This is a genomic window from Oscillibacter sp. CAG:155, from assembly GCA_000436875.1.
Classification (GTDB): domain Bacteria; phylum Bacillota; class Clostridia; order Oscillospirales; family Oscillospiraceae; genus Oscillibacter.
The window spans coordinates 49098-61740 of the sequence record FR890954.1 but is presented as its reverse complement, the minus strand read 5'-3'; the positions used below and the strand labels follow the sequence as shown (position 1 = coordinate 61740).

The 12643-nt window shown below is 58.3% G+C and carries 10 protein-coding genes; 5 read left to right on the top strand and 5 right to left on the bottom strand.

Going from position 1 to position 12643, the window contains the following annotated elements:
* Positions 1–171: 171 nt before the first annotated feature.
* From pheS to QZL67_RS10000, 5 genes are all read left to right on the top strand, one after another.
* The gene (gene pheS / locus QZL67_RS10020) at positions 172–1197 is read left to right on the top strand and encodes a phenylalanine--tRNA ligase subunit alpha (RefSeq protein WP_022290584.1); all 1026 of its coding nucleotides are present in this window, start codon (positions 172–174) and stop codon (positions 1195–1197) included.
* A gap of 109 nt (positions 1198–1306) precedes the next feature.
* The gene (gene pheT, locus QZL67_RS10015) at positions 1307–4000 is read left to right on the top strand and encodes a phenylalanine--tRNA ligase subunit beta (protein WP_022290583.1); all 2694 of its coding nucleotides are present in this window, start codon (positions 1307–1309) and stop codon (positions 3998–4000) included.
* Between the two features lie 276 nt (positions 4001–4276).
* On the top strand, positions 4277–4522 hold the full coding sequence (locus QZL67_RS10010; protein WP_022290582.1) for an IreB family regulatory phosphoprotein: 246 nt from the start codon (positions 4277–4279) through the stop codon (positions 4520–4522).
* Between the two features lie 275 nt (positions 4523–4797).
* On the top strand, positions 4798–5106 hold the full coding sequence (locus QZL67_RS10005; RefSeq protein ID WP_022290581.1) for a hypothetical protein: 309 nt from the start codon (positions 4798–4800) through the stop codon (positions 5104–5106).
* 56 nt (positions 5107–5162) lie between these two features.
* A complete protein-coding gene (locus QZL67_RS10000) occupies positions 5163–6059 on the top strand; it encodes a C40 family peptidase (RefSeq protein ID WP_022290580.1) in 897 nt (298 codons plus the stop codon).
* Positions 6060–6464: 405 nt separating this feature from the next.
* Here the strand turns inward: QZL67_RS10000 and QZL67_RS09995 are convergent, their stop codons facing one another.
* From QZL67_RS09995 to deoD, 5 genes are all read right to left on the bottom strand, one after another.
* Positions 6465–7859, bottom strand: a complete 1395-nt coding sequence (locus QZL67_RS09995; protein ID WP_022290579.1) for an amidohydrolase — start codon at positions 7857–7859, stop codon at positions 6465–6467.
* A 79-nt stretch (positions 7860–7938) separates the two neighbouring features.
* On the bottom strand, positions 7939–8904 hold the full coding sequence (locus QZL67_RS09990) for an ABC transporter permease (RefSeq protein WP_022290578.1): 966 nt from the start codon (positions 8902–8904) through the stop codon (positions 7939–7941).
* A complete protein-coding gene (locus QZL67_RS09985) occupies positions 8894–10129 on the bottom strand; it encodes an ABC transporter permease (RefSeq protein ID WP_022290577.1) in 1236 nt (411 codons plus the stop codon). The genes QZL67_RS09990 and QZL67_RS09985 overlap by 11 nt, the downstream gene beginning before the upstream one ends.
* Positions 10126–11658, bottom strand: a complete 1533-nt coding sequence (locus QZL67_RS09980) for an ABC transporter ATP-binding protein (RefSeq protein WP_022290576.1) — start codon at positions 11656–11658, stop codon at positions 10126–10128. The genes QZL67_RS09985 and QZL67_RS09980 overlap by 4 nt, the downstream gene beginning before the upstream one ends.
* A gap of 113 nt (positions 11659–11771) precedes the next feature.
* Positions 11772–12500, bottom strand: a complete 729-nt coding sequence (gene deoD, locus QZL67_RS09975; protein ID WP_022290575.1) for a purine-nucleoside phosphorylase — start codon at positions 12498–12500, stop codon at positions 11772–11774.
* Positions 12501–12643: the final 143 nt, after the last annotated feature.

Genomic DNA, 12643 nt, shown 5'->3' with positions numbered 1-12643 from the left:
AGACACGGCCGTCGGCCCTGCGTTACAGGGGCACAAGTGCGCATGGAGCACCATGCGAATTTGGGTGGTACCGCGGAAGGAATGCCTTTCGTCCCAGCAGATGGGACGGAGGGCTTTTTGTTTTGCCCGCCCATATTCCGGCAATCCACATCCAAGTAAAGGAGTATTCATATGAAAGAACAACTGGAAGCCATCCGCAAGAGCGCGCTGGATGCCGGGGTTGAGACCCGGACCGCCGTCGATCTGGAAGCCGTCCGGGTCCGCTACCTGGGCAAGAAGGGCGAGCTCACCGCCGTGCTCAAGCAGATGGGCAAGCTCTCCCCCGAGGAGCGCCCCGTCATGGGCCAGCTGGCCAACGACGTCCGCGCCGCTCTGGAAGCGGCTATCGAGTCCCGTTCCGATGCCCTGGCTCAGGAGGCCATGGCCGCCCGTTTGAAGGCTGAGACCGTGGATGTGACCATCCCCGGCAAAAAGGTGGAGATCGGCCACAAGCACCCCATGTACACCGTTCTGGATGAGATCAAGGAAATCTTCATCAACATGGGCTTTGAGGTAATGGACGGCCCGGAGATCGAGCAGGCGGAGTATAACTTCACCAAGCTCAACGCTCCGGAGAACCATCCCTCCCGGGACTGGACCGACACCTTCTACCTGACGGAGGACTCTTCCATCCTTCTGCGCTCCCAGACCTCTCCCATGCAGATCCGGGCCATGGAGACCTACGGTGTGCCTATCCGCATGATCTCTCCCGGCCGGGTGTACCGCAAGGATGAGGTGGATGCCACCCATTCCCCCATGTTCCATCAGATCGAGGGCCTGGTGGTGGACAAGGGCATCACCATGGCGGACCTGAAGGGCACCCTCAACGCCGTCATCCGGGAGATCTACGGCCCCAATACCAAGACCCGCTTCCGTCCCCATCACTTCCCCTTCACTGAGCCCTCCTGCGAGGTGGACATCCAGTGCCACAAGTGCGGCGGCGTAGGCTGCCCCACCTGCAAGGGCGAAGGCTGGATCGAGGTCCTGGGCGCCGGTATGGTCCACCCCAAGGTCCTGCGGGGCTGCGGCATCGACCCGGAGGTCTACTCCGGCTTTGCCTTCGGCATGGGCCTGGAGCGGCTGGCCATGGGCCAGTTCAAGATCAGCGACCTGCGCTTGATCTTTGAAAACGATATGCGCTTCCTCTCTCAGTTCTGAGACGCCCCCATGGCCTCAGTTCGGAGCCGCCCCCATGGCAGGCGCCTTTCCGCCCCTGCCGTTCCGGTTTCTTTCCGGCTCTATCCTTTTTCAATGAGGTGTATTGAATATGAAACTTTCCCGCAAATGGCTCAATGAATTTGTAGACGTCCGGGAGGTCAGCGACCACGACTTTGCCGAGGCTATGACCATCTCCGGCTCCAAGGTGGAAATCACCGAGGTTTTGAACGACTCCCTGAAAAACGTGGTGGCCGGGCGCATTTTGTCCATGGAAAAGCACCCGGACTCCGACCATATGTGGATCTGCCAGCTGGATGTGGGCGAGGACGCCCCCACCCAGATCGTCACCGGTGCCTGGAACATCCACGTGGGGGATCTGGTGCCCGTTGCCAAGCACAAGTCCCTGCTGCCCGGCGGCGTGAAAATTGAAAAGGGCAAGCTCCGGGGCGTGGTGTCCAACGGCATGCTCTGCTCCCTCAAGGAGCTGGGGCTGACTGCGGAGCACGACTATCCCGACGCCGTTATCACCCCCGCCGCGCTGCTCAATGACTACCATCCCCTGAACAAGGAAAAGCCCTCCATACCCGCCGATATCCAGCCCGGCCACAAGCTCTTCGGCTCTGTCGCCGCTGCCCAGGTCACCGCTGTGGAAAGCACCGGCCTCGCGTATACTGTGAAGCTGGAAACCGGCTCCGGCGAAGCAGAGACCTCCACCATCTGCTCCAACCTCCATACCGGCGACTTGGTGGCCTATGACGCCGCCAAGGATCACATCTGCACCCTGGAGGATCTCCGCGCCGACCAGAAAGAATTTCCTCACTGCATCGCCGACGGCATCTGGGTCCTTCACGAAGAGGGCATCCAGCCCGGCGACGACATCGCCGCGGTCATCGGTGCCGACGACCACGTGGTGGAATTTGAGATCACCCCCAACCGGCCGGACTGTCTGAGTGTCATCGGCCTTGCCCGGGAAGCCAGCGCCACTTTCGGCAAGGAGCTCAAGCTCCACACCCCCGAGATCAAGGGCTGCGGCGGCTCTATCGCCGATCATCTGGACATTGAGATCGAAGACGGCGAGCTGTGCCCCCGGTACACCGCCCGGCTGGTGAAAAACGTAAAGATCCAGCCCTCCCCCGCCTGGATGCGGGAGCGGCTGCGCAACTCCGGTGTCCGCCCCATCAACAACATCGTGGATATCACCAACTACGTGATGCTGGAATATGGCCAGCCCATGCACGCCTTTGACTTCTCCTGTGTGGAGGACGGAAAGATCATCGTCCGCACTGCCCGGGAAGGCGAGACCATCCAGACCCTGGATGGCAAGGACCATGTCCTGACCCCCGACATGCTCTGCATCTGCGATGCCCACAAGCCGGTGTGCGTGGCCGGCGTCATGGGCGGTGCCAACAGTGAGATCATCGGCGACACCGCAATGGTTCTCTTTGAGTCCGCCAACTTCAGCGGCACTTCCATCCACCGCACCGCCGCCGCGCTGAACATGCGCACCGAGGCCTCCTCCCGGTATGAAAAGGGCCTGGACCCCATGAATACCCTCAAGGCAGTTCAGCGGGCCTGCGAGCTGGTGGAACTGCTGGGGGCCGGCGAAGTGGTGGACGGCGTCATGGACGTGATCGCCAAGGACTCCGCCCCCGTTACTGTGCAGCTGGAACCCGCCAAGCTCAACCGCTTCCTGGGCACCGACATTCCCGAGGAGGAGATGCGCCGCATCCTGCTGTCCCTGGGCTTCGGTCTGGAGGGCGACACCATTCTGGTTCCCTCCTGGCGCAGCGATGTGGAGCACTGGTCCGACATCGCTGAGGAAGTGGCCCGGTTCTACGGCTACAACAAGATCCCCGACACCCTCTCCTCCGGCCTGAACCAGCGCCGGGGCTTCTCCCCGGAGCAGAAGGCAGAAAACACCATGGGCGCCCTGTGCCGCAGTGCCGGGTACAGCGAGATCATCACCTACTCCTTCATCAGCCCCTCTTACTACGACAAGATCGATCTGCCCAAGGATTCCCCCCTGCGCACCTCCATGAAGATCCTCAACCCCCTGGGCGAGGATACCTCCATCATGCGCACCACCACGCTGCCCTCTATGCTGGAGATCCTGACCCGCAACTACAACTTCCGCAACAAGTCCGCCAAGCTCTATGAGCTGGGCCGCACCTACTTTGCCAAGAACGACGGCTCCGGTATGGCCAACGAGCCCAAGGTGCTCTCTCTGGGCGCCTATGGAGCCGATATGGACTTCTTCGCCCTCAAGGGCGCCGTGGAGACCATTCTGGAAGGCCTGCGGATCACCGGTGTCACCTATGTGGCAGAGAGCGGGAATCCCTCTTATCATCCCGGCCGCTGTGCCAAGGTCTACTGCGGCGAGACGCTGCTGGGCATCCTGGGCCAGATCCATCCCCACGTGGCGGAAAACTACGGCGTGGACTGCGAGCTGTACGCCGCGGAGCTCTCCTTCGATGCGCTCTATGCCAGCATGGGCGGCAAGGCCGTCTATCAGCCCCTGCCCAAGTTCCCCGCCGTCACCCGGGATATCGCCGTGGTTTGCGACGCGGCGATCACAGTGGGCACGCTGGAAGATTGCATCCGTCGGGGTGCCCATGGCCTGCTCAAGAGTGTGACGCTTTTCGACATCTATACCGGAGCGGGCATCCCCGAGGGCAAAAAGAGTGTGGCCTTCAATCTGGAACTGCGCTCCGATGAGCGCAGCCTCACTGCCGAAGAGGCGGACGCGGACGTCAAGAGTATTCTGGAGCTGCTGGGTACGGAGCTGGGTGCCGTTTTGCGGTAAGCAGAAGCAGGTCTTCCCTGTCTTCTCTCAGCCGCCGGCTGTCCCGCCGCCACGGATTGGGGAAAGCTGCCGTTTCAGGTAATTTTGCGTTCTCCTTCTTCCCGTCCGGCTCATCTGTCCGCTGTGGAATCTCCCGGAGAATGCAAAGCCATTTTCGCTGTTCCTCACGCAAATTCTTCTGAAAATTCCCAGGGAAATGCTTTACAGCGGGGAAAAAAACGAGTATACTAAGTCTATCTTTGGAATTGTATCCAAAGAGAGAAAGGTGGTGTCTGCATGGACGATTTTACCAGAAAATTCAGTATTGCGATGGAAAAGGATGCGGAGATCCATCAAATCCTCTCCACCGTCTATCAGGCATTGGAGGAAAAAGGGTATAACCCCATCAATCAGATCGTCGGTTATATTCTCTCTGAGGACCCCACCTATATCACCAACCACAACAATGCCCGTACGCTGATCCGCAAGATCGACCGGGACGAATTGCTTCAGGTGCTGGTACGCAAGTACTTGGGCCAATAAGCTGTCTTTTGCCGCAGGGCCAAAAGGCCCTGCGGCTTTTTTGTTACCAGCCGTGTGCCGGGAACATTTCCCACACGCGGTTTTTTCTTGTCCGCTGCGCACACCGTATCCCAAATCTGCGGCCTCAGATGTTCTGCGCCACGCCTGTTATCCGGCTTTTGAGGCTGTTTTTCCACAATGGGAAAATTTTTCACGGGAAAGTAGCAAGCCCATCGTTGACAAATTGGAAAAGACATGTTACAATTTGGTTACAATTTTTTCAAAGGAGTGTTTCCATGGCTGAACACAAGTCCGCCAAAGCGGAAGGCCTGATGTACAAGGGCCATCCTCTCCGTCGGGTCGACAATCTGATCTACTACGGAACGATGGCTGAAAAATATATTATTATGATGCAGATTCTGGACACTAAGAAAGAGCAGGATCTGGACGTTGCCACGAAGGTCTCGGTGCAGCTGCAGCTGACGGACCCCGATCTGAAATCCCGGGACCGGGTGGTGAAGAAGAGCGAGAAGGACAGCCTGTACGCCGCCATGGATGTGGCCGCGATCTGGTTGGAACGGGCTCTGGCCGGCAAAGAAAAATAAGCCGGCTTTTCCTTTGCACAAAATGATTGATTAACTGTACGAAAGGAAGCGTAACGATGACACACTTCGCAGGAAAAGCAGCAAAGGTCCTGTTCCTCTCCGTAGTCACGACCCTGCTGCTTGCCGCCACCGCTTTGGCAGCCGATCAGGCTGTTGCCGTTGGCTCCACGACCGGTTCCTCCCTGAGAATGCGGGCCGATGCCTCCACCTCTGCCTCTATCGTCTCCACCCTGGACAAGGGTGTGGCTGTGGCCGTTCTGGACAGCGATGCCTCCAATGGCTGGTACCATGTCAGCTATGACGGCAAAGTCGGTTATATCTCCTCCGACTATCTGGCCATTGACCAGGACAACGTGTTCACTGCTTGCGGCAAGGTGAACTCCGACGGTGTCAACGTTCGTTCCTCCGCTTCTACCAGCGCTTCCGTTCTGGCAGCTGTGGACACCGGCACCATCGTGACGGTCAACGGCTTTCAGAACGGCTGGTATGATGTCACCTGCGAGTATGGTACGGAAGGATATATCCGCAGCGATTTCCTGGATCTGACCGCCAATGGCAACAGCAGCAGCGGCAGCGCCATCGTGGATACCGCCAAGCAGTATCTGGGCACTCGTTATGTGTACGGCGGCGCTTCTCCCAGCGGTTTTGACTGTTCTGGCTTCACCATGTATGTCTATCGGCAGTTCGGTTACTCCCTGCCGCACACCGCCACCGGCCAGTGGCAGAGCGGCCTCGGCACCAAGGTTTGGAGCATCGGTGCCCTGCAGCCCGGCGATCTGGTCTTCTTCAACGATCCCAGCCGTAACGCCGGTAAGGCCTGCTCCCACGCTGGTATTTACATTGGAAATGGTCAGTTCATTCACTCCTCCTCTTCCAGCAGCGGCGGTGTGATCATCAGCGGCTTGACCAGCGGTTACTACAATACATATTTCGTGGGCGGCATCCACGTCTGAATTTCGTACAAGAGGGAAGGGCGGCATATATGTGCCGCCCTTCCCATTTTATTCGGCCGGTACCCGTCTCACGGACCTGGTATTTGCTCGGTGGGAAGCAGGACAGCATATCTCCTCCCTGTTTCTCTTCCTGGCGGACTCTGAGGCCGTTTCAGATGCCCGCTGTTTAAATTTCCTGACCGCTGCCTGCCTGACCACACAGAGCCTCCTGTGGCCAAACAGAACACATCAGAATCACAGGGAACTTTTTCTTCATCTCTTATTTTCTGCCAAAAACATGCTCCCCAATGGACTGCGGAATTTCTCCGCCCGTTGGGGATCATATGGTTTTACAGCTCTCTGACCGGCTGGTGTCATAATTACGGATCGGCTCCGGTCGTCAGGCAGTCCTTTCTCTCAGGTTACTCAGCACAGGTTCCGAAATGCGTCGCAGTGATCCCGCAGGACACGGGTGCAGACAGCCTCGCCCTCTTTTGCCAACGCCCGCTCGTCCACGCCGGTGAGAACGCCGTCCCGGAAGACCACCTTGCCGTTGACCATGGTCAGTGCGGTCTCTCCGGTAACGCCCGCCCGGGCCAGCAGATTCCGGGGATCATGCAGCGTACCGGTCAGCTCCAGCTTTCCGCTGTCGATCATAAAGAGGTCCGCGCCCTTCTCCGGCTCCAGAGATCCCAGATCACTGCGGCCAAGAGTCTTGGCCCCGTTGACAGTGGCAATCTTGAGCATCTCATAGGGAGAGATGCAGCCGCCCCGCTCCTTGCTGTGCCAGGCCTGCATCATCCAGGCAGTGCGCATGGAATCCAGCAGACTGGAGCTGTCATTGGTGGCAGAACCGTCGCAGCCCAGGCTCACGCAGACGCCCATCTCCGCCATCTGGCCCAGAGGCAGGATGGGAAATCCGCCCAGAATCGCCGGGCCGGGGCAGTGGGACACGCCGGAGCCCGCCTTGGCCAGCACCGCATACTCTTCCGGCGTCAGCTCCCAGCAATGGGCAAACCAGACATCTTCGCCGATAAAGCCGATGTCCTGGCACCAGTCCAGCGTCCGCTTTCCCCAGCGCTCCATCATGATCTCGTTTTCTCCCTCTCCCAGATGGGTATGCATCCGCACGCCTCTGGCCCGGGCCAGCTTCACCGTCTCCGTAAAGGTCTCCGTGTAGCTGTTGATGGGCTGGCAGGGTGCCAGGACGATCTGGGACATGGAGTAGGGCTTGGGATCGTGATAGAGATTGATGATCCGCTCGCAGTCCTGCAGATACTCCTCCGTCGTCTCCAGCATGTTCTCCGGGATGGTGCTGCCCTTCTCACGGGGAAGCGTGTTGACGCCCCGTCCGGCATGGTAGCGGATACCCAGGAGCTTTGCCGCCTCCATCTGCCGGTCCACCGGCGTCTTTCCGGTGGATTTGGTGTAGCAGTACTGGTGGTCAAATGCGCAGGTACATCCGTGCTTGAGAAGATCCGCCATGGCAGTGAGGGAGGAATAATAAATTACCTCGTCGTTGATCATCTGGAAAACACGATAGGCCTTGTCCAGCCACTGGGGCACCGTCATATTGGGGTAGTCGATGGTCTTCAGGTTGCGTACAAAGGTCTGGAAGAAATGATGGTGGGTATTGATCAGCCCCGGATAGATAAACATATCCGTGGCATCGATCACCTCGTCATGGGGGTCTGTCAGGTGGGAACCAATCTTGACGATCTTCGGCCCCTCGATCAGCATGTCTGCATCCCAGAACACACGGTCCTGCGCATCACAGGTCACGATGGCTTTTGCGTTTTGAATGAGGATTTTCTTGCTCATAGGGCATCTCCTTCACAGGTTGTGTCAAAGAGGCGCTCCGGCCGTAAGAAACCAGGGCGCCTCTTGTTTGGGCAATCGCTCAGCGCTTGCCCTTGTCGTAAGCTTCTCCGGCTGCCGCAGGCGGATGATTCTTCTTGGAGAAGAAGACCAGCAGCAGCAGAGTCAGAATGTAGGGCAGCATCATGAACAGATCGGAGTAGTTGCTGGGAAGTCCCATCTCCAGGCACAGCTGGTAGCCGCCGGACTTGGCCAGGCCAAAGAACAGGCACACCAACGCAGTGGGCAGGATATTCCAGTTTCCGAAGATCATGGCTGCAATGGCCAGGTAGCCATAGCCCATATAGATGTTGGGAGAAAAGTTGGCGGAAATGGAGTAGGCAAAGCAGATGCCGCCCACACCGGAAAGCGCGCCGGAGAGCATCACCGCGATGAAGCGGGTCCGGTCCACATTGCCGCCGGCGGCGTCCACAGACTGGGGATTCTCGCCGCAGGCCCGCAGGCGCATGCCAAAACGGGTTTTGTACATCAGGTACCAGGCCACCACAGCGATAGCCAAGATAATCCACTCAAAAAGGTACATGCTCTGGAACAGCGCCCCGATCACCGGGATCTTGCTGAGAATCGGGAAATCAAAGCGGTCACAGATACTCAGAATGAACTTGTTGGAGGACTGACCGTCAGTAAGGACCTTGTTCGTTGCAGTGGTGAGGAACGTCGTCAGCGCCACCGCCAGGATGTTCACCACCACGCCGCTGATGACCTGATTGGCCCGGAACTTCACGCACAGCAGCGCATGGATGCAGGCATAGATCGCGCCGCCCACGAATGCCGCCAGCATGGCGATGTAAACAACAGCCTGAGAGCCGTCTCCCATGATGGGCATCAAAAGCACAGCTACCAGCGCCCCCACAAAGGCACCGAAGCCCTGGAAGCCCTCAATGGCCAGATTGGTGACGCCGCTCTTCTCCGAGTAAATGGCACCAATGGCCATTACCAGAAGCGGTGCGGCAAAGGAAAGGCCGTCGATAAAGACTTTATCCAACATTGGAATCGTCCTCCTTTCCCGGTTGTGCATCTGCCGGAGGCGGGTCTTGCGTTCGGGCTGTTGCCGGTGCCTCCTGGACACGTGCAGCTGCCTTGGCCAGCTGAGCCTTTTCATCCTCAATCTGCTCCAGCCGGCGGCGGGCCAGATAGCGGAAGTAACCGCCGCAGGCAGAGAAGAGCAGCAAGATGCCCGTAATCAGAGAGGCGATCTCCTTGGCAACACCCAGAGTAGAGCTCATATAGTTGCTGCCCGTCTGGAAAATACAGATCAGCATACCGGCGAAAATCGTGCCGATGGGGGCAGAGTTGCCCAACAGTGCCACAGCAATGGCGTCATATCCCAGATCCGGCAGCGTCTTGGGAACGATGGTGTTGTAGTAACCGCAGTAGTAGGTAACGCCCGCCAGGCCCGCCAGCATGCCGGAGAGCACCATAGAGGCGATCAGTCGTCTGCCCACGCGGATGCCGGTATATTTGGCGCACTGGGTATTCATGCCCACGGCCCGCAGTTCAAAGCCAAACACCGTCTTGTCAAAGATAAACTTGACCACCAGGGCCGCCAGCACCGCCAGGACAACGCCCAGAGGAACGTTGCACTTCACACCGGCCAGCTGGACATTGGTCCAGGTAAGACGAGCCTCGCTGCCGCAGATCCGCATCGAGCGGGTCAGCGGGTCCGCAAAATAGGTGTTGATGAAAAATCCGGTCAGATAGTTGACGATATAGTTGACCATGATGGTGGAAACCACCTCATGGATGTTGAATTTGTACTTCAAAAAGCCGATGAAGGCACCCAGGATACCGCCAGCTAAGATGCCGATGAGAATCACCAGGGGCTTTGCGATCACCGCGTTGAGCTCGCTGTAGCCAACGATAGAGGTCGCCAGGAAGCCGGCGGCCAGCATCTGGCCGGAAATGCCGATGTTGAAAAGGCCCGCCTTGAAGCCGACCACAAAGCTCAGCGCCGCCAGGACCATGGGTGCCAGTACGTTCAGGAAGGAAAACAGATCTGTCAGCATGCCGGTGCCGCCGCCGTAGTTAGCCTTCGGCCAGAAGCCGGCTCCCTGCAGGAAGCTCTGGAACGCCACCAAGGGGTTCTTGCCCATCACCAACAAAATGATGCTGGCGCAGATCAGGCTCAGCAGAATGCTCAAAATGGACACGGCGACAGAGGACCAGCGATGGCCATCCAGGATGGAGGCCAGCTTGTTCAGTGCTTTCTTCATGCCTCTTTCACCCCCATCATGTATTTGCCCACATCGTGGGAGCTCATCGTAGAGGCATCCGCGATCTTGAGCAGCTGGCCGTTATAAATCACGCCGATGGTATCCGCCAGTTCCATGATCTCATCCAGCTCCAGGGAAATCAGCAGCACAGCCGTTCCCTTGTCCCGCTCTGCCACGATCTGGCGGTGGATATTCTCAATGGCACCGATATCCAGACCGCGGGTGGGCTGAACGAAGATGATGAGCTTGGAGTGTTCCTCAATCTCCCGGGCCACAATGGCCTTTTGCTGGTTGCCGCCGCTCATGGAGCGCAGGATGGTCTTACCGCCCTGGCCGCTGCGGATGTCGTAATTTTCGATCAGGTTCTCCGCATACCGGTCAAACTGGCTGAAATCCAGGATTCCGTTCTTGGAGAAGGGCTCCCGGTAATACCGGCGCAGCGCCAGGTTCTGGGAGAGCGTGAGGTCCATGAATACGCCAACGCCCTGCCGGTCCTCCGGGATGTAGGAGAGGCCCGCTTCCACACGCTGGCGGATGCTGTAATCGGTAATATCGGTTCCTCCCAGCCGAATGGTGCCGCTGTGGGTCTTGACCATGCCGGCAATGGCGTCAGCCAACTCTCCCTGGCCGTTTCCGGAGACGCCGGCGATGGCAAAAATCTCGCCGCCCCGGATCTTGAAGGACACGTCCTTCACCACATCCAGCTTCTGGGCATTGCGGACCGTCAGGTGTTCCACCTCCAGCACCGTGTCCCGGAACTTGGGTGCGGCCTTGTTGGCGGAAAACATCACCTGTCGGCCGACCATCAGGTTGGCCATCTCCTGGGAGGAGGTGCTCTGAACATCCAGCACATCCACCAGCCGGCCCCGGTGCAAAATGGCGCAGCGGTCTGCAATCTTTTTGATCTCCTCGATCTTGTGGGTAATGAGAATGATGGTCTTCCCGTTTTTCCGCAGCTCGCCGATGATCTTCAGCAGGAAGTCGATCTCCTGCGGCGTCAGTACGGCGGTGGGCTCGTCAAAAATCAGGATGTCCGCCTCCCGGTAGAGCATCTTCAAAATCTCCACACGCTGGCGGACAGAAACGGGCAGATCTTCGATCTTGTCCGTGGGATTGACCTCCAGACCGTAGCGCTTGGAAAGCTCTTCAATCTGGCGATTGGCCGTTTTGATATCTACGCAGGGAAGAAATCCCAGCAGCTTTTTCATGGGCTCGATGCCCAGTACGATATTTTCTGCGACCGTGTAGTTATCCACCAGCTTGAAGTGCTGGTGCACCATGCCGATGTTATGGGCGCTGGCGTCGTTGGAGGAACGGAAGGTCACCTTCTCCCCCCGAATGTAAATCTCTCCGCTGTCCGGCTCATACATGCCGAAGAGCATGCTCATAAGCGTGGACTTACCGGCACCGTTTTCGCCCAGCAGCGCGTACACTTCGCCGCGCTTAATTTGGATGCTGACGTCGTCATTGGCGACAATACCGGGAAAGCGTTTGGTAATGTGGCGCATTTCCACAATATAGTCTTCCATGCCCCTGCCCCCTTTTCTCTAGGTTTCAATCAAGATGCGCTGCCCCTTCCGTCACGATCGGCGGGGGGGGGAGCGGCCGCAAACGGGAGGGGCAGCGCACGTAACATCACTGTTTATTCAATGCACCGCCAGGCAGTCTCCAGCGCCACCTCCATCATCTCATGGAAGGACTCCTGCCGCTCCTGGGCGGAAAGGGCCTCTCCGGTGTAAATGTGGTCGGAAATGGTCAGGATGCTCAGCGCCTTCTTATGGCAGCTGGCGGCAGTCCAATAGAGACCGGCGGTCTCCATCTCCACAGCCAGATGTCCCAGATCCCGGGCCTTGTCATTGGCCAGAGTGGTGGGATAATAGAAATGGTCACTGGTATAGACGGGGCCAACCTTGGCGGAAAGGCCCAGCTCCTTGGCAGACTCCACTGCGTTGGCCAGCATACCGTAGTCGGCAACGGGCGTCAGATAGCCAGGCAGGTCAAAAGCGGCGCCATAGTTGGAGTTGGAGGAGGCCGCCATGGCGATCACCACGTCCCGCATCTTCACCTGGTCAGACAGGCCGCCGGCAGAACCAATACGGATGATGGCGTCCACATCAAACTGGGTGTACAGTTCGGTGGCATACAGGCCCATGGAGGGAATTCCCATACCACTGCCCATCACGGAGATTTTCTTCCCCTTATAGGTGCCGGTGAATCCCAGCATATTGCGTACCGTGTTGAAGCACACCGGATTTTCCAGATAGTGCTCCGCCACATACTGGGCCCGCAGGGGGTCACCGGGCATCAGTACCACCTTTGCGATTTCAGCATCCTCCACGCGGATGCTGGCGGAACCAGAGGTTTTCGTCATTGCGGTCACGTCCTTTCTCGTCTTACAGACCGGGGAAGTTATCGGGGGTATAGTCGTTCACAGTTGCGTCGGCAGCGGGAACGATGGTGCCGTCCAGGATCAGAGCATAGCACTCAGCCAGCTTGTCCAGCGTCTCGGCAGAC

Coding starts and splice junctions, on each gene's coding strand:
- pheS (WP_022290584.1), top strand. CDS start 172: ATGAAAGAACAACTGGAAGCCATCCGCAAGAGCGCGCTGGATGCCGGG.
- pheT (WP_022290583.1), top strand. CDS start 1,307: ATGAAACTTTCCCGCAAATGGCTCAATGAATTTGTAGACGTCCGGGAG.
- QZL67_RS10010 (WP_022290582.1), top strand. CDS start 4,277: ATGGACGATTTTACCAGAAAATTCAGTATTGCGATGGAAAAGGATGCG.
- QZL67_RS10005 (WP_022290581.1), top strand. CDS start 4,798: ATGGCTGAACACAAGTCCGCCAAAGCGGAAGGCCTGATGTACAAGGGC.
- QZL67_RS10000 (WP_022290580.1), top strand. CDS start 5,163: ATGACACACTTCGCAGGAAAAGCAGCAAAGGTCCTGTTCCTCTCCGTA.
- QZL67_RS09995 (WP_022290579.1), bottom strand. CDS start 7,859: ATGAGCAAGAAAATCCTCATTCAAAACGCAAAAGCCATCGTGACCTGT.
- QZL67_RS09990 (WP_022290578.1), bottom strand. CDS start 8,904: ATGTTGGATAAAGTCTTTATCGACGGCCTTTCCTTTGCCGCACCGCTT.
- QZL67_RS09985 (WP_022290577.1), bottom strand. CDS start 10,129: ATGAAGAAAGCACTGAACAAGCTGGCCTCCATCCTGGATGGCCATCGC.
- QZL67_RS09980 (WP_022290576.1), bottom strand. CDS start 11,658: ATGGAAGACTATATTGTGGAAATGCGCCACATTACCAAACGCTTTCCC.
- deoD (WP_022290575.1), bottom strand. CDS start 12,500: ATGACGAAAACCTCTGGTTCCGCCAGCATCCGCGTGGAGGATGCTGAA.